Below are 15,651 nucleotides of genomic sequence, written 5' to 3'. Positions count from 1 at the left end.
CCGGATGCCATCACGGTCGATGCCATCACGGTCGCGCTCCGGATGCTGGCGTGTGAACCCGCCCGCCGGCCAAGGCGCAGCGGGTCGGCTCAGCCGCCTCGATGCCGATAGCTCAGACCTGGTCGGCGAGTTCCATCCAGCGTTCTTCGGCGGTCTCCTTCTGCGCCTGGACGTCTTTCAACTCGGCACCGAGGGTGACGAGTTTGTCCGGCTCGGTGGCGGCCTCGGCGAGTGCCGTATGCAGCGCCGCCTCGCGTTCGCCGAGTTTGTCGATGGCCCGTTCCAGCCGGGTGAGTTCCTTACGGGCCGCCCGGTAGGCCGCCGAATCGGTTTGTGACGCCTCGGCACGCTGCGCGGACGCCGACGCCGCCTGCCGGGCGGTGTCCCCGGCCGCGAGTTCGGCCCGCCGCGCCAGGTACTGGGCGATCCCGCCGGGCAGGTTGGTGAGTGTGCCGTCGCCGAACAACGCCCAGGTGCTGTCGCAGATCCGCTCGATCAGATAGCGGTCGTGACTGATCACCACGAGCGTGCCGGCCCAGTTGTCCAGGAGATCCTCGAGTTGCTGGAGGGTGTCGATATCGAGGTCGTTGGTGGGCTCGTCCAGTAGCAGCACATTCGGTTCGGACATGAGGATGCGGGTGAGCTGCAGGCGGCGTCGTTCCCCACCGGACAGGTCCCGCACCGGGGTGCGCTGGCGGGCCGGGGTGAAACCGAGCCGTTCCGCGAGCTGCCCGGCCGACAGTTCCAGCGCCTTGCTGCCCTCGCCCAGGGTGATGCGCATGGCGATCTCCTGGACCGCCTCGAGCACCCGCATATCGGTGGGGAGATCGTCGAGTTCCTGCCGCAGCCAGCCGATCCGGACGGTCTGCCCCTGTACCCGTTTGCCGGCGACGGGCGTGACATCCCCGGCCAGCGCCCGCAGCAAGGTGGTCTTGCCGGAGCCGTTCACCCCCACCAGGCCGACGCGTTCGCCCGGGGCGAGCCGCCAGGTCAGATCGTGGACCAACTCCCGGCCGTCGGGTGTGGTGAGCGTGGCGTCCTCGAGTTCCACCACCACCCGGCCCAGCCGCTTCCTGGCGAACGACGCCAGCGAAACAGTGTCGCGCGGTGGCGGTACATCGGCGATCAGCGCCTCGGCGGCCTCCACCCGGTAGCGCGGTTTGGAGGTACGGGCCTGCGGGCCCCGGCGCAACCAGGCCAGTTCCTTGCGGGCCAGGTTCCGCCGTCGCGCCTCGGTGGCATCGGCCTGCCGGGCGCGTTCGGCGCGGGCGAAGATCCAGTCGCCGTAGCCGCCCTCGTAGGTCTCGACCTTGCCGCCCACGACCTCCCAGGTGCGGGTCGCGACGGTGTCGAGGAACCAGCGGTCGTGCGTGACCACGACCAGTGCGCTGCGCCGGGCCAGCAGGTGTTCGGCCAGCCACTGCACACCTTCGACATCGAGGTGGTTGGTGGGTTCGTCGAGAACCAGCAGGTCGAGGTCGCGCACCAGGGCGGCGGCCAGCGCGACCCGGCGGCGTTCCCCACCGGAGAGGTTCGTGACCGCGGTGTCCAGGCCGAGCCCGGCGATACCGATCCCGTCGAGCACCGAGCGGATCCGCGGGTCGGCGGCCCATTCGTGTTCGGCGAGGTCGCCGGTCGGGGCATCCTCGGCCAGACCGGCGAGCACCACCTCCCCGACGGTCGACCCCGCGGGCAGTACGCCACGCTGGGTGACCACGGCCATCCGCAACCCACCGAGCCGGCTCACCCGGCCGGAGTCGGGCTCCTCGATCCCGGTCAGCACCTCGAGCAGCGTGGTCTTCCCGCCGCCGTTGAGACCCACCACCCCGATCCGCTCGCCCGCGTGCACCCCCAGCGAGACGCCGTCGAGCAGTGGTTTGATCCCGAAACTCTTGCTGACCTGTTCGAGGTTGATCAGGTTGGACATGGATCCTTCCGTCTCCGGCTACCGGCCGCGCCCAAACGCGCGGCCGTCCCAGCCTAATCGGCCCTGCTGGCGCGGCCCAACCACAGCCCGCGCCCGGGGCGAACCGGGTGCGGGCGGCTCGGGGACGGTGCGCGTCCGCCCTGGCTTGTGGACCGCTCGCCCGGCGAATGCGGCCGAGCTGGCGAAAAGCCGGTGCCGGAGTTCACGCCCGCCGCGGGCCGGGAGCAGGCGGCTCGGGAACCGGGTGGTGCGACTCACCCTGGCTCGTGATGCGGGCACCGGGAACCGGGCCGGTGGCCGTCCGCACGCTGCGGGCGACGCCCGCGCCCGAGAGTTCCGCCGCGACCGCGACGGCCGATTCGGCGGTTTCGCAGAGGAAAGCGCACGTCGGGCCGGAACCGGAGACCAGACCGGCCAGCGCCCCCGCCTCCACGCCCGCGCGCAGGGTGCGGCGCAGATCGGGTCGCAGCGAAACCGCCGCGGCCTGCAGGTCGTTGCCGAGCAGCGGCGCGAGTTGCCGTGCCTCCCCGGAGGCCAAAGCCTGCATGAGCGCCTGGGGTTCGCCGAGGCGGGGCGGGTCGCCCTGGACGCGGAGCCGGTCGAGTTCGGTGAAGACCTCCGGGGTGGACAGACCGCCCTTGGCGAGGGCGAGGACCCAGTGGAAGACGTTGCGCGACAACACCGGTAGCAGCCGTTCGCCGCGACCGGTACCGAGCGCGGTGCCGCCGTGCAGGGCGAACGGCACATCGCTGCCGAGTTCGGCGCCCACCGCGGCGAGTTCGTCGCGGTGCATACCGAGTTCCCAGAGTTCGTTCAGGCCGACCAGGGCGGCGGCCGCGTCGGCGCTGCCGCCGGCCATACCACCGGCCACCGGGATGCCTTTGTCGATGGTGATCTCCACCAGCGGCGCCCGGCCGGCCAGCTGGGCCAGCCGGACCGCGGCCTTCCACACCAGGTTGGTCCGGTCGGTGGGTACTTCCGCGGCACTTTCCCCGGTGATCCGCAGGGTCAGTGAGTTGGCGGGCGCGATCTCCAGATCGTCGGCGAGCGAAAGCGCCTGGAACACGGTGGTGAGCTCGTGGTAGCCGTCGGCGCGCAGGTCACCTACTCCCAGATGGAGGTTGACCTTCGAGGGTGCCCGCACGGTGACGGGACTGGGCACAACGGACAGCACGGTGCCCTAGCCTATCGCCTGCCCTGGCGTCGCGGCAGCGGGAACCGCTTGCCGCCGCTACCCCCCGGGGGTATATTCGGCGGTGTCCTGAGGGACCGAGCGCAAAGGAGACACCATGTCCACCAGCACCTACACCGTCACCGGCATGACCTGCGGCCACTGCGTCCAGGCCGTGCAGACCGAAATCGGCAAGATCGACGGCGTCACCAACGTCGATGTCGACCTCGCGTCGGGCCGGGTCGTGGTCGAAGCCGGCGGCGATATCGCCGCCTCCGATATCGCGGCCGCGGTGGACGAGGCGGGTTACGAACTCGCCGACTGAGCGTCCGCCTGCGCGGCCAGGCGGACGAAGGCAGCGGTGTCCAGGGTTTCCCCGCGGGCAGTCGGCGCGATCCCCGCGGCGAGCAGCCTTCGCTCCGCCTCCGCGGGGGAACCAGCCCACCCTGCCAGCGCGGCGCGCAGCGTCTTGCGGCGCTGCGCGAACGCCAGATCGATAACCTCGAAAACCCGTTTCCGGTGAGCCTCGTCGACCGGCCACGGCGGTTCGGCGAACCGGTCCACCCGCACCAGCCCAGATTCCACCTGCGGCACCGGCCAGAACACCTGCCGGCCCACCGCCCCCGCCTTGGTCACGGTGCCGAAGAACCCGGCCTTCACACTCGGCACGCCGTATACGCGGCTTCCCGGCGGCGCGGCCAGCCGGTCGGCGACCTCGGCCTGCACCATCACCAGCGCGGTACGGATACCCGGGAATTCGGCGAGCAGATGCAGCAGCACCGGCACGGCCACGTTATAGGGAAGATTCGCCACCAGAGCGGTCGGCGCGGCCGGCAACATATCCGCCCGGACCCGCAGCGCGTCACCGGGCACCACGGTCAGCCGCTCCGCCAGCGCTCGCGCGCGCTCCCGGACGGTTTCGGGCAGTTGCCCCGCCAGCACCGGGTCGATCTCTACGGCGACGACCGAATCCACCACATCCAGTAGCGCCAACGTGAGCGAACCGAGACCGGGCCCCACCTCGAGAACCGTATCGGCCCGCCCCACCTCGGCCGCGGCCACAATCCGCCGCACCGTATTGGCGTCGTGCACGAAGTTCTGCCCGAGCTGTTTGGTCGGGCGCACACCGAACCGCTCGGCCAGCTCCCGCACCTGCGCGGGACCCAGCAGAGCCGCTTCACCACGCGCCATCATCTCGGCATCCGACACCGGGCGAACTTACCAACCCGGTCCTCGCCGCCCCATCAGCGGCGGGGCGATGCCCTGCCGGGACGAAGCGGAACATGTGCTGGGCTGAATTGGGCCGACTGGGGCGCTTCAAGGGCACAACTCCGGGGCTCCGAGCTGGATACCCCGGCTCCAGACAGGACAGCCGCCGCGCCCGACGTGGACCATCCGGGAAAGGGGCGGGCTGTAATTTTGGAGACGCTCCGCGTCTCGAGGGCGGGGCCCTATCAACCCGGTTCTTCACTCCCGCCGGCCGGTCGGTCGCTGCGCTCCCTCCCTCTGGTCGCTCCAGAACCGGGCGGGCCCCGCCCGGTAACCGTCTGGGTGAGGGGATGCGGATACCGGCGAGACGCGAGGGATCTCGGCAACGCGTGCCTTCGCAGGCCAGAGGGCGCCGTTGACTCAGCTAGGCGGCGGCGGGCTGGGGTGAGGGCAGTTGGGAGGAGGTAGCGACGGGGGCCGAGTGGGCCCGGTCGGGTGAATTGTGTGTGGCGATGGCCGCGCCGGCGCCGATGATCAGGGTCAGCAGCACTGCGGCGATCGCTGCGTACAGCAGAGGCGAGCGTGAGGAGTTGATCCTCGCAAAGGGTGACACGGTCACGGGACGATAACGAAGCCCGGGGGCCGGGACAACCGCTACACACCAGCCGGGCGGCATACGGGCTCCGAAACTCGGACGAGTCCCAGCTAGACGGCACAACTCGGATCAAACTGTGATGCAAATCACTCCGCGAACGGCTCCTCAGGCGAATCCATAGACGCGGCGGGCGTTGGCCGTGCTGATCTGTGCCAGCTCCGCCGGGTCCTGGGCCCGCAGTTCCGCCAGCGCCCGCACGGTGTAGGGCAGGCAGTACGGTTCGTTGGGCGCGCCACGGTACGGATGCGGGGTCAGATACGGCGCATCGGTCTCCACCAGCAACTGGTCGTCCGGCACCACCTTCACGGCTTCCCGCAATTCGTGCGCGTTCTTGAAACTCGCCGTACCCGAGAAACTCAGCACATACCCCTCGGCCACACAGGACAGCGCCATATTCGCGTCCGACGAGAAACAATGGAAGATCACCGTCTCCGGGGCACCTTCGTCCAGCAGGACGGTCAGCAGATCGTGATCGGCCTCCCGGTTGTGGATCATCAGCGGTTTACCGATCCGCTTGGCCAGGTCGATATGCCAGCGGAACCCTTCGATCTGGGTTTCGATATCGGCGCAGCCGTCGAGTTTCCCGGGCCAGTAGTAATCGAGCCCGGTCTCGCCTACCGCCACCACCCGGGGATCGGCCGCCAGCTTCTCGAGTTCCGCGCGCGCGGCATCGTCGAGCGCATTCGCCCGGGTCGGATGCAGGGCCACCGCCGCGTACACCCGGTCGTCCCAGTGCGCGGCCTCGACCGCCCACCGAGCGGCCGCCAGATCGTCGGCGACGGTGACCACCCGTCCCACCCCGGCCCCGGCCGCCCGGTCGACCATCTCCGCGACCGAGGCCGCATCGGTGGCACCGCAGGCGTCCAGATGGGTATGGGCGTCCACCAGCGGCGCGAGCGGTTCGGGTAGCGGCGGCGCGGGTCGCCGGGCGCTCATCGGACCGCCACCTGTCGTCGGCGGACGGGCACCCGGTCCAGGGCGGGACGGGGCTTTCGCAGGGAATCACGAAGAGGCACGACCTTCACAGTAGAGTCCGTAGCCGCCGCACCCCCGCGCGACCGGGCCAGTAACCTTTCTGGGCATGAACACGCAGTCGAGTCGGGTTCACACCGGTCCCCATGATGGAATCAAGGCACCATGAGCGCAGTCGATCGCCCCGCCTTCTATATCACCACGGCCATCGCGTACCCGAACGGTGCGCCGCATATCGGGCATGCCTACGAGTACATCTCCACCGATGCGCTCGCCCGGTTCAAGCGGCTCGACGGGTACGACGTGTTCTTCATGACCGGCACCGACGAGCACGGCCAGAAGATGCAGCAGACCGCCGCCGCGGAGAACATTCCCGTGGAGGAACTGGCCGCGCGCAACTCCGATGTGTTCGAGCGGATGGACAAATCCCTCGATATCTCCTTCGACCGGTTCATCCGCACCACCGACGCCGACCATCAGCGGGCCAGCGCCGCCATCTGGCGGCGGATGCTGGACAACGGGGATATCTACCTCGACAACTACTCCGGCTGGTACTCGGTGCGCGACGAGGCGTTCTACACCGAGGAGGAGACCACGCTGCTCGACGACGGCAGCCGGATCTCCACCGAGACGAAAACCCCGGTCACCTGGACCGAGGAATCCAATTTCTTCTTCCGGCTCTCGGCCTACCAGGACAAATTGCTCGCCCTCTACGACGAGCACCCGGAGTTCATCGCGCCGGCCACGCGGCGCAACGAGATCGTCAGCTACGTCAAGGCCGGACTGAAGGATCTGTCGATCTCCCGGACCACCTTCGACTGGGGTGTTCCGGTACCCGATCACCCGGATCATGTGATGTACGTCTGGGTGGACGCGCTCACCAACTACCTCACCGGGGTCGGCTTCCCGGATACCGATTCCGCGGCCTTCGGCAAGTTCTGGCCGGCCGATGTGCACATCATCGGTAAGGACATCACCCGCTTCCACACCGTGTACTGGCCGGCGTTCCTGATGTCGGCCGGTATCGAACTTCCGAAACGGGTGTTCGTGCACGGGTTCCTGTACAACAAGGGCGAGAAGATGTCGAAATCGGTCGGCAATGTCGTCGACCCGCTGGAACTCGTCGATACCTACGGCCTCGACGCCGTGCGGTTCTTCCTGCTGCGCGAGATCTCCTACGGCCAGGACGGCAGCTACAGCCACGAGGCGATCGTCTCCCGGATCAACGCCGACCTCGCCAACGAGTTCGGCAATCTGGTGCAGCGCAGCCTGACCATGGTCGCCAAGAACTGCGGCGCCGTGATCCCCACCCCGGGTGAGTTCACCGCCGACGACCGCGCGCTGCTCGACCGCGCGAACGGCCTGCTGGAACGCTGCCGCGCCGAATTCGATGTCCAGCAGATGCATCTGGCGCTGGAACAGATCTGGCTGACCCTCGGCGAGACGAACAAGTACTTCACCGCCCAGGCCCCTTGGACGCTGCGCAAATCCGGTACCGAAGAAGATCTGGCCCGGATGGCGACGGTCCTCTACGTCACCCTCGAGGTGATCCGGATCGTGGCGATCCTGGCCCAGCCGGCGATGCCGGGTTCGGCGGCGAAGATTCTCGACCTGCTCGCCCAGCAGGGCCGCGATTTCGCCGATATCGCCACGCCCCTGGTCCCGGGTGTTCCGCTACCCGCCCCGGAACCGGTGTTCCCGCGCTATGTGGAGCCCAAGACCGACGAGTGACCTCCGCCGCGCCGCGCCCGGTCCGGCCCAGGCGGCGGTAGGTTTCCGGCGTGCTCGCCGCTGCCGACCGCATGCGTCACTCGGCGGCGGCGCGGCGGGCGGCCAGGACGGCGTCGTAGAGTTCGCGCCGCGAGACCCCCGCGATCTCGGCGATCTCCGCGCTGGCGTCTTTGAGCCGTAGCCCGGCGGCAGCGCGTTCCTCCACCTGCGCCACCAGATCCTCCGGTTCGGCGACCGTCGCGCTCGCGCCCTCCAGGACCACCGTGATCTCACCGCGCGCACCCTCGGCGGCCCACTCCGCGAGCTCGGCCAGCGTGCCGCGGACGACCTCCTCGTAGGTCTTGGTGAGTTCGCGGCATACCGCGGCCCGGCGTTCACCACCCAGCACCTCGACGGCGTCGGCCAGGCATTCGGCGAGCCGGTGCGGTGCCTCGAAGAACACGCAGGCCCGCCGTTCGGAGACCAGCGTTCCCAGCCACTCTTTGCGCCGCCCGGACTTACGCGGCGCGAAACCGTCGAAACAGAAGCGGTCCACCGGCAGTGCCGAGAGCGCGAGCGCCGTCGTCACCGCCGACGGGCCGGGCAGGCAGGTCACCGGTAGATCCTGGTCGGCGCAGGCCGCCACCAGCCGGAATCCCGGATCGCTGACCGACGGCATCCCGGCGTCGGTGACCAGCAGCACCGTCCGCCCGGCGGCGATCTCGTCCACCAGCCCGGGCACCCGCGCGGACTCCACATGGTCGTAGAAACTCACCACCCGGCCCCGGATCTCCACCCCGAGCGCGTCCGCCAGCGACCGGGTGCGCCGGGTGTCCTCGGCCGCGACGATATCGGCGGACCCCAGCGCCTCCCGCAACCGGAGCGAAGCGTCACCGATCGCACCCAACGGTGTCGCCGCCAGAACCAGCCGACCCTGAGTCACCACACTCCTCACCCGGCCCGGCCGATCCGGGCCTCTCGCCGCAGCCTAGCCGTGGCGGCCGGCCCGGCCCTCGGGCGCGGGGGTATGCGGTAGCCCCGTCAACGCCGCGGGTTCAAGGCGTGTTTGCCGCGGGTCCGCCCTTCGGCCAGTGCCTGTAGAACGGCCGGGCCACGCTCCAAGGGGTGTACCTCGGGTGCGCCGGGTGGGTACACCCCGTGCGCGATGAGGTGCTCGATCTCCTCGAGCAACGACCGATAGATGGCGGGCGCCGCGGCGGCGAGGGCGCCGATATGCAGGCCCTTGATCTGCACCGGGTGGGTGAAGACCAGATCGTGGCTGGTCAGCACCGCATCACCCGAGGCCGCGCCGAATACGATGACGCGGCCGGTGATACGGCGGGTTACCGCGAGGCTGGTCTCGAAGGTGGCCTTGCCGACCGATTCGAGGACGAGGTCGACGCCGCCGGTCAGGCGGGTGATCTCGGCGGTGAGATCGGGGCGCCTACTGTCCAGCACGACCTCGGCCCCCAGTGCGCGAACGGTGTCGTGCTTATCCGGCGAGGCCGTGGCGAGCACCCGCGCACCGTAGTGCCGGGCGAGCCGGACCGCGGCCTGCCCCACACCGCCGGCCGCGGCGTGTACGAGAACCACCTCCCCGGCGACGAGGCCGCCCAGCGGCCGCAGCGCCGCCAGCGCCGTCGCCCAGTTCAGCACCAGACCCAGGGATTCGGCATCGCTCCACCCCGGTGGGACGGGCAGGACGCCGACGGCCGGCATCGTCATGTACTCCGCGAAGGCACCCGCGCCGGTGCCGATGACATGGGTGCCGAGCGGCAGCGGGTGGCCGACCGCGGCGCCGATACCGACGATCTCCCCGGCTGCTTCGAACCCGGCGATATACGGTGCCCGCGGCCCGCCGCCATAGGTTCCCCGGGTCTGCATGACATCCGCGAAATTGACCCCCGCCGCGCCGACCCGGATCAGGTACTCGTCCGGACCCGGGACGGGCCGGGGCGCCTCGGCCGGGATCAGATCCCGCGGCCCGCGGTGTGACTGCTGGACCAGGGCCCGCATCGTGCCCCGGGTATGTGCTTCGAACTCCATACCGCGGACCGTAGAACCCTCACACTTGCGTCAAGGTCAAGTCGCGATCACCGGCCCGCGTTCCGCAGGAAGGTCTCCAGCGCGGCCCGCTGCGCGTCGAGCGTGGCGATCCGGGCCGCGAGCCGATCCCGGTACTCGGCGACCTCGTCCAATAAGCCCTCGCCCAGCGGCCCGCTTCCGGCGCGGCCGCCGTCCGGGCGCCCGATGACCTCCCGGATCAACCGCACCGGCAGACCCGATTCCAGCAAGGACCGGATCACGTGCACCCGGTCGATCGTGGAACGGCAGTAATCGCGGTAGCCGTTACCGCACCGCCCGGGAACTATCAGGCCTTCGTCCTCGTAGAACCGCAGGGACCGGGCACTCACGCCGCCGGCCCGGGCTGCCGCACCGATCCGCATGGTGCGGACAACGTCTGCTGCCCGGGACACCTTCCCCGATCCCCGCCCGTAGCCGCCCCATAGACTCACCCCGTGACTCCGCTGACCGACTCGCGCCCCAGCGCGGCCTGGCGGCCGGCGCGTAGCTGGTCGAGCCCGGCGCCGCTGCGGCCCGCACCCGATTTCGGTCCCACGGATACCGTGCGTGGCTGGGTGGTCAGCCTGTTCCTGACGGCGATCGCGGCCATTACGCGGTTCACCATGCTGAACTACCCCACCGACGCCGGCACCCCCGTATTCGACGAGAAGCACTACGCGCCGCAGGGGTGGCAGTTCCTGACCGGCGGAATCGAGGACAACCCGGGGTACGGGCTGGTGGTGCATCCGCCGGTCGGTAAGCAGATGATCGCGATCGGCGAGGCACTGTTCGGTTACAACGGCTGGGGGTGGCGGTTCACCGCGGCTCTGCTCGGCACCCTGCTGGTGCTGCTGGTGATCCGGATCGTGCGGCGGATGACCCGCTCGACACTGCTCGGGGCGTTCGCCGGGATCCTGTTGATCGCCGACGGGGCGAGTTTCGTCTCCTCCCGGATCGGGATGCTCGATATCTTCATCACCTTCTTCGTCACCGCCGCCTTCGGCTGCCTGATCGTCGACCGGGACGAGGTGCGGGCACGGCTGGCGAAAGCCGACGCCGAGGGCCGCGCGGGGCTGACGCCGTGGGGTCCCCGGCTCGGGGTGCGCTGGTGGCGGTTCGGCGCCGGGGTGTTGCTCGGGCTCGCGTGCGGGACGAAATGGTCGGGCCTGTACTTCATCGCGGCCTTCGGCTTGATGAGTGTGCTGTTCGATCTCTCCGCTCGCCGCGCCTACGGTGTGCGCAAACCACTGTTCGGTACCGCGATCCGCGATATCGGGCCCGCCCTGTACGCACTGGTCCTGATCCCGCTGGGTGTGTACCTGGCCAGTTACGCCGCCTGGTTCCGCGAGGAAACCGCCGTATATCGCTATATGGCGGGCAACCCCTCCGCGGCCGAAGGCGGGATCGGTACGGGCGGTTTCTGGGCGCAGCTGTTCCCCGACGCCATGCGGTCGCTGTGGTATTTCCACTCCCGCACCCTGGAGTTCCACTCCGAGCTCACCAATTCGGCCGGAAACCATCACCCGTGGGAATCCAAACCGTGGACATGGCCGATGGGGCTGCGCCCGATGCTGTACTACTACGCCGACGACGGGGTCACCGGCTGCGGGCAGACGGAATGCGTGAAAGCGGTGATGCTGATCGGCACCCCGGCACTGTGGTGGGTCGCGCTGCCGGTGCTGGCGTGGGGGCTGTGGCGCTGGGTGGTGCGCCGCGACTGGCGTTACGCGGCGGTCCTCACCGGGTACGGCGCCGGGTTGCTGCCCTGGTTCCTCACCCTGGACCGCCAGATGTACTACTTCTACGCGGTCACACTGGCACCGTTCCTGGTGATGGCGGTGGCGCTGGTACTCGGCGATGTGCTGGGCACCGCCCGCCGGCCGGTCGCCCGGGCGCCCGGCGGTACGTTCCTGCCCGCCGAACCGAGCGAACGGCACAGTCTGGGGCTGCTCGCGGTATGCCTCTACCTGGCCCTGGTGATCGCGAACTTCATCTGGTTGTGGCCGATCCTCACGGCCCTGCCCATCACCACCGGTAACTGGCAGGACCATCTCTGGCTGCCCAGCTGGAGATAAGGAAAGTCACCCGCTCAACGCGGATTCGACGTAGTGGCGGGCGGCGGTGGCGTCGAGGCCGAGGCGGCGGATGGTCGCGACGTATTCGGTGGCGGCGCGGGCGGCGGCGTCCGCGGTGGGGTCGCCGGAGGACGCGATGAAAGTGCCCAGGCGGCCGTGGGTTTCCAGAACACCGTCCTGTTCCAGTTCGCGGTAGGCCCGGGCGACCGTATTCGGCGCCAGGCGCAGCTGCGCGGCCAGCGCGCGCACCGTCGGGATCTTGGTTCCGGCGGTGAGCTCACCCGCGCGCACCCGGGCGATAACCGCCAGCCGTAGCTGCTCGTACGGTGGGACGCCCGAATCGTGCGAGACTGTGATCTCGAGCATGGCTCGTTCTTACCGCATCCGGCGGTGTTTCATACCTCATCTCGCGCAAGCGGGCAGGACAGACAGCGTGGCCCGCCACGGCCGGAGCCCAGTTCCGAGCCTGGGATGCGCAGCACCTCGATACCGGAATCCTCGAGCCGGGCGTTGGTCATCTCATTGCGTTCGTAGGCCACCACCACGCCGGGGCGCAGGGCGAGTGTGTTGTTGCCGTCGTCCCACTGTTCGCGTTCAGCGGTGACCCCGTCGAGCCCGGTATCGATCACGCGGAGTTTGCCGATACCCATGGCCGCCGCGGCGGCGGGCAGGAACGGGTCGGGTCCGCTCACCACGCAGCCGGCGTCGCCGGATTTGCGGAGCGTGTAGGCGGTGAGGGTTTCGCGCACGCCCGGATACATCACGACGGCGTCGGTATCGACCATGGTGCAGACGGTGTCCAGGTGCATGGTCGCGCGGTTCTGCGCGATCGGGACGACCAGGACGGTCTCGGCGAGACCGTCGTCGAACAGGCTGCGGGCCAGCGCTTCCGCGCCGGCCGGGGACGTCCGCTCGCCGACCCCCACCGCCATCACGCCGGGTGCCAGATGCAGGACATCGCCGCCTTCGATGGGCGCGGTATGGGATTCGTAGGCTCGCCGCACACCGAGGAACCGGGGATGGAAGGCATAGATGAGATCGGTCAGCGAGGTTTCCCGGGCGCGGGCCGGTAGCGCCAGCGCGGTGATGGCGACCTTGGGTCCCACCCAGAACGAGGAGTCGCGGGTGAACAACAGGTTCGGCAGCGGGTCGATGACGAAATCGCCGCCGTGGTGCATCCGGCGGACCAGGGAGGTGTCGTCGGCGGCGAAGGGGAGTTCGTCGAAGGTCATCCCGGCCATCAGGATCCGGGCGAGTTCCGGGGCGGGTACGCCGCGCAGGTGGGCCGCGAGTTCACCGGCGAGGGAATGGCCGAGGCGGCGGGCGTGGACGGCCGCCGAGATGCCCTGAACCCGGGCCGCGCCACTGACTGCCAGGGTTTCGGCGAGCAGATCGGCGACGAGCAGAACCTCGACGCCGTGCGCGCGCAGCACTCCGGCGAACGTGTCGTGTTCCTGCTGGGCGCGCTCCACCCAGGGGATCGCGTCGAAGAGCAGCTGATCGTTGTTGCGCGGGGTGAGCCGGCGCAGTTCATCGCCGGGCCGGTGCAGCAGTACGGCCCGCAGGTTGCCGACTTCGCTGGTCACCCCGTAGGCGGGGGCCGCCGCGTTCGGGGTTTCGGATACGGCATCTGGTCCCATGTCCCGACAGTAATGCGCGGGCGGGCCGCGAGCACGCGGTGGCCGGGTGGGTTCGCGACATATTTGCCCCGATTCCGACCACAACGGCCAGCAACCTGAAGTATGGTTGAGGAAGACGGAGGAGGGCGGATGCCGACAACGGATTGGAAAACCAAGGAGCTGACCCCGGGCCAGCTCTCCGAGCGTAGCGGAGTCGCGGTGTCCGCGTTGCACTTCTACGAACGCGAGGGCCTCATTTCCAGCCGCCGGACCAGCGGAAATCAACGCCGCTACACCCGCGAGACGCTGCGCCGGGTGGCCTTCATCCGGATCTCCCAGCGGGTGGGAATCCCGTTGAGCGAAATCCGCGCCGCCCTGGATCGTTTGCCGGAAGGTCGCACACCCACCCGCCGCGATTGGGAAACGCTGTCCACCGCATGGCGTACCGATCTGGACGAGCGGATAACCCAGCTGGTCCGGTTACGAGACAACCTCACCGGATGTATCGGTTGCGGCTGCCTGTCGCTGGGTAGCTGCAAACTCGTCAACGAGCACGACCGGCTCGGTGACGAGGGCCCGGGCGCCCGGGTACTGGACGTCCACCTGAACTGCCCGGAACCGGGCACATGCGAGCCCGGCGAGCCGGCCACCGCGCTACCGGCGAATCCGGGCTCGCAGAGCGTCAGTGCGCCGCGGGCGAATCCGGACTCGGCGTGTTCGGCGGTGTCCGATTCTGATTCACCGACTGCTTCAGCGTGCTGAACTGCCGGTTGGCCAGCCGCATCAGCACTTCGTACGGGAAGGCGAATTTCCGCTTCCACCAATAGCCGAACCGGATGTCGAAGGAGCTGTACACCAGGAAGCGATTCCGTTCGATCCCCTTCAGGATCGCCGCGGCGACCTTCTCCGGCGGTACCGCGTGGCGAGTGAACAGCGAGGTCACCCGCTGCACCCTGGGGTGTTCCTTATCGACGCCGACCAGGTCGAAGGTCCGCACCAGCGGGGTCGCCACCGCGCCCGGCGTCACCAGGTGCACGGTGATCCCGTGCTCTTCGAGCTCGAACCGCAGTACCTCCGACAGACCGCGCAACCCGTATTTGCTCGCGCTGTAGGCGGCGTGCCACGGCAGCGCGAGCAAGCCGGCCGCGGAGGAGACGTTCACCAACGCGCCGGGCTGTCCCGAGCGCACCATCGGCGGCACGAAGCGTTCGATGACATTGATCGGCCCCATCAGGTTGATATCGACCATGCGCCGCCAGTGCCGGATCTCCAGGCTGTCGACCGTTCCCCAGACCGAGGTCCCGGCCACGTTCATCACCACGTCGAGACTGCCGAACTTCTCGTGCACGGCGGCGGCGAATTCGGCGACCGCCTCGTAGTCGGAGATGTCCAGGGCCCGCGAGAGGAGCACCGTCCCACCGGCCCGTTCGATCTCGCCGGCCGTGGCGGTCAGCCCGTCGGCGTCGATATCGGTGAGCACCAGACAGGCCCCGCGGGCGGCCGCCGCGAGCGCGGTCGCTTTCCCGATTCCACTGGCCGCCCCCGTGACCAGTGTTTTCGCGCCCTGCACCGATTTCCTGCGGTTGACCCGCCCCATGGCCGACTCCCGATCTCCGACTGCGCTGTCGGCAGCAGCGTACCGACCCGGGCGCCGCGGGGCACGGCGGTACGGCAGGCACCGCACGCGCCGGACCGTTCGCACGGTCACAGATCCCACGGATCCAGACCGAACTCGGGCAGTGTGTGGTCCAGGTTGGACAACCGTTTGAGCGTGGCCGCGAGCTGGGCACGGTTCGCCTCGGTGGGCGCCGCGGAGTAGGCGCGGGCCGTCTCCAGATGCTCGGTGGCCACCTGGTGGGCGATGGCGGTACGGGTATCGCGGCCGACGTTGTTCCACTCGTCCGGGGTGATGTTCGCGCGCAGGGCCCGGTCGGAATCCCAGTGCTGCTGGACGCGGGCGATGAACTGGTGGTCGAGCTGCGCCCCCGGAGTGGGGGCGAGGGTATGGCGGGCGAGACTGTCGGCATCGCTGACGGCCTGCGCCGCGAACGCCGCTTCCGCGTCGGTCCCGATGTGGTTGAGCACCGCGTTGCCGGCGGCGACGGCCTTCTGCAACGGCGGGAATCCGTACGGATTGCGCATGCGGGTGTCGTTACGGGTCTGGCGGGCTCGCATGTGGTGGTGGATACGCTCGTGGCTCGCACCGGCGTCGATCAGGACGGCCGGCAGCATTTCGGCGGGCACCCGGT

15 protein-coding genes are annotated in these 15,651 nt (G+C 69.4%); 4 read left to right on the top strand and 11 right to left on the bottom strand.

Translation table 11 applies throughout. The annotated features are described in order from the left end of the window. Positions 1–112: 112 nt before the first annotated feature. Both QH276_RS17680 and QH276_RS17675 read right to left on the bottom strand, forming a co-directional pair. Positions 113–1,927 (bottom strand): ABC-F family ATP-binding cassette domain-containing protein, encoded by a 1,815-nt coding sequence (locus tag QH276_RS17680; protein WP_280401669.1) that lies wholly within the window; start codon positions 1,925–1,927, stop codon positions 113–115. 202 nt (positions 1,928–2,129) lie between these two features. Next, on the bottom strand, positions 2,130–3,101 hold the full coding sequence (locus QH276_RS17675) for a 4-(cytidine 5'-diphospho)-2-C-methyl-D-erythritol kinase (protein ID WP_280401670.1): 972 nt from the start codon (positions 3,099–3,101) through the stop codon (positions 2,130–2,132). Between the two features lie 115 nt (positions 3,102–3,216). On the opposite strand from QH276_RS17675, the gene QH276_RS17670 reads away from it, so the two are divergent. Then, positions 3,217–3,423: a heavy-metal-associated domain-containing protein gene (locus QH276_RS17670; RefSeq protein WP_280401671.1), complete on the top strand. Its 207-nt coding sequence runs from the start codon at positions 3,217–3,219 to the stop codon at positions 3,421–3,423. On the opposite strand, the gene rsmA is transcribed toward QH276_RS17670, so the two are convergent. Both rsmA and QH276_RS17660 read right to left on the bottom strand, forming a co-directional pair. Beyond that, positions 3,405–4,292 carry a 16S rRNA (adenine(1518)-N(6)/adenine(1519)-N(6))-dimethyltransferase RsmA gene (gene rsmA / locus QH276_RS17665; protein ID WP_432278726.1) on the bottom strand — a complete coding sequence of 296 codons (888 nt, stop codon included), beginning with the start codon at positions 4,290–4,292 and terminating at the stop codon, positions 3,405–3,407. The genes QH276_RS17670 and rsmA overlap by 19 nt on opposite strands. Before the next feature lie 775 nt (positions 4,293–5,067). Then, positions 5,068–5,898 carry a TatD family hydrolase gene (locus QH276_RS17660; RefSeq protein ID WP_280401673.1) on the bottom strand — a complete coding sequence of 277 codons (831 nt, stop codon included), beginning with the start codon at positions 5,896–5,898 and terminating at the stop codon, positions 5,068–5,070. A gap of 201 nt (positions 5,899–6,099) precedes the next feature. Here QH276_RS17660 and metG point away from each other — a divergent pair, with 201 nt between their 5' ends. Further along, positions 6,100–7,665 carry a methionine--tRNA ligase gene (metG, locus tag QH276_RS17655; RefSeq protein ID WP_280401674.1) on the top strand — a complete coding sequence of 522 codons (1,566 nt, stop codon included), beginning with the start codon at positions 6,100–6,102 and terminating at the stop codon, positions 7,663–7,665. Between the two features lie 76 nt (positions 7,666–7,741). On the opposite strand, the gene rsmI is transcribed toward metG, so the two are convergent. The 3 genes from rsmI to QH276_RS17640 all read right to left on the bottom strand — a co-directional run bounded on the left by rsmI (position 7,742) and on the right by QH276_RS17640 (position 10,121). Continuing rightward, positions 7,742–8,587, bottom strand: coding sequence for a 16S rRNA (cytidine(1402)-2'-O)-methyltransferase (gene rsmI / locus QH276_RS17650; RefSeq protein ID WP_280401675.1), 846 nt, complete (start codon positions 8,585–8,587; stop codon positions 7,742–7,744). A gap of 98 nt (positions 8,588–8,685) precedes the next feature. Then, positions 8,686–9,690: a zinc-binding dehydrogenase gene (locus tag QH276_RS17645; protein ID WP_280401676.1), complete on the bottom strand. Its 1,005-nt coding sequence runs from the start codon at positions 9,688–9,690 to the stop codon at positions 8,686–8,688. 47 nt (positions 9,691–9,737) lie between these two features. After that, a complete protein-coding gene (locus QH276_RS17640; RefSeq protein ID WP_280401677.1) occupies positions 9,738–10,121 on the bottom strand; it encodes a MerR family transcriptional regulator in 384 nt (127 codons plus the stop codon). A 42-nt stretch (positions 10,122–10,163) separates the two neighbouring features. On the opposite strand from QH276_RS17640, the gene QH276_RS17635 reads away from it, so the two are divergent. After that, positions 10,164–11,783: a dolichyl-phosphate-mannose--protein mannosyltransferase gene (locus QH276_RS17635; RefSeq protein ID WP_280401678.1), complete on the top strand. Its 1,620-nt coding sequence runs from the start codon at positions 10,164–10,166 to the stop codon at positions 11,781–11,783. 6 nt (positions 11,784–11,789) lie between these two features. Here QH276_RS17635 and QH276_RS17630 read toward each other — a convergent pair whose 3' ends face one another. Continuing rightward, the gene (locus tag QH276_RS17630; protein ID WP_280401679.1) at positions 11,790–12,149 is read right to left on the bottom strand and encodes a GntR family transcriptional regulator; all 360 of its coding nucleotides are present in this window, start codon (positions 12,147–12,149) and stop codon (positions 11,790–11,792) included. A 29-nt stretch (positions 12,150–12,178) separates the two neighbouring features. Next, the gene (locus QH276_RS17625) at positions 12,179–13,423 is read right to left on the bottom strand and encodes an arginine deiminase (protein WP_280401680.1); all 1,245 of its coding nucleotides are present in this window, start codon (positions 13,421–13,423) and stop codon (positions 12,179–12,181) included. A gap of 129 nt (positions 13,424–13,552) precedes the next feature. Here QH276_RS17625 and soxR point away from each other — a divergent pair, with 129 nt between their 5' ends. Beyond that, positions 13,553–14,164, top strand: a complete 612-nt coding sequence (soxR, locus tag QH276_RS17620; RefSeq protein ID WP_280401681.1) for a redox-sensitive transcriptional activator SoxR — start codon at positions 13,553–13,555, stop codon at positions 14,162–14,164. On the opposite strand, the gene QH276_RS17615 is transcribed toward soxR, so the two are convergent. Together QH276_RS17615 and QH276_RS17610 are read right to left on the bottom strand one after the other, a co-directional pair. Next, positions 14,085–14,999 (bottom strand): SDR family oxidoreductase, encoded by a 915-nt coding sequence (locus QH276_RS17615; RefSeq protein ID WP_280401682.1) that lies wholly within the window; start codon positions 14,997–14,999, stop codon positions 14,085–14,087. The genes soxR and QH276_RS17615 overlap by 80 nt on opposite strands. Before the next feature lie 107 nt (positions 15,000–15,106). Continuing rightward, a partial coding sequence (locus tag QH276_RS17610; protein WP_280406814.1) for a hypothetical protein occupies positions 15,107–15,651 on the bottom strand: 545 nt, incomplete at its 5' end.

Origin of the sequence: Nocardia carnea (genome assembly GCF_029869215.1) — a bacterium.
GTDB lineage: Bacteria > Actinomycetota > Actinomycetes > Mycobacteriales > Mycobacteriaceae > Nocardia > Nocardia carnea_B.
Note: the sequence above shows the minus strand (reverse complement) of the source record. Positions and strands in the feature narration are given on the sequence as shown.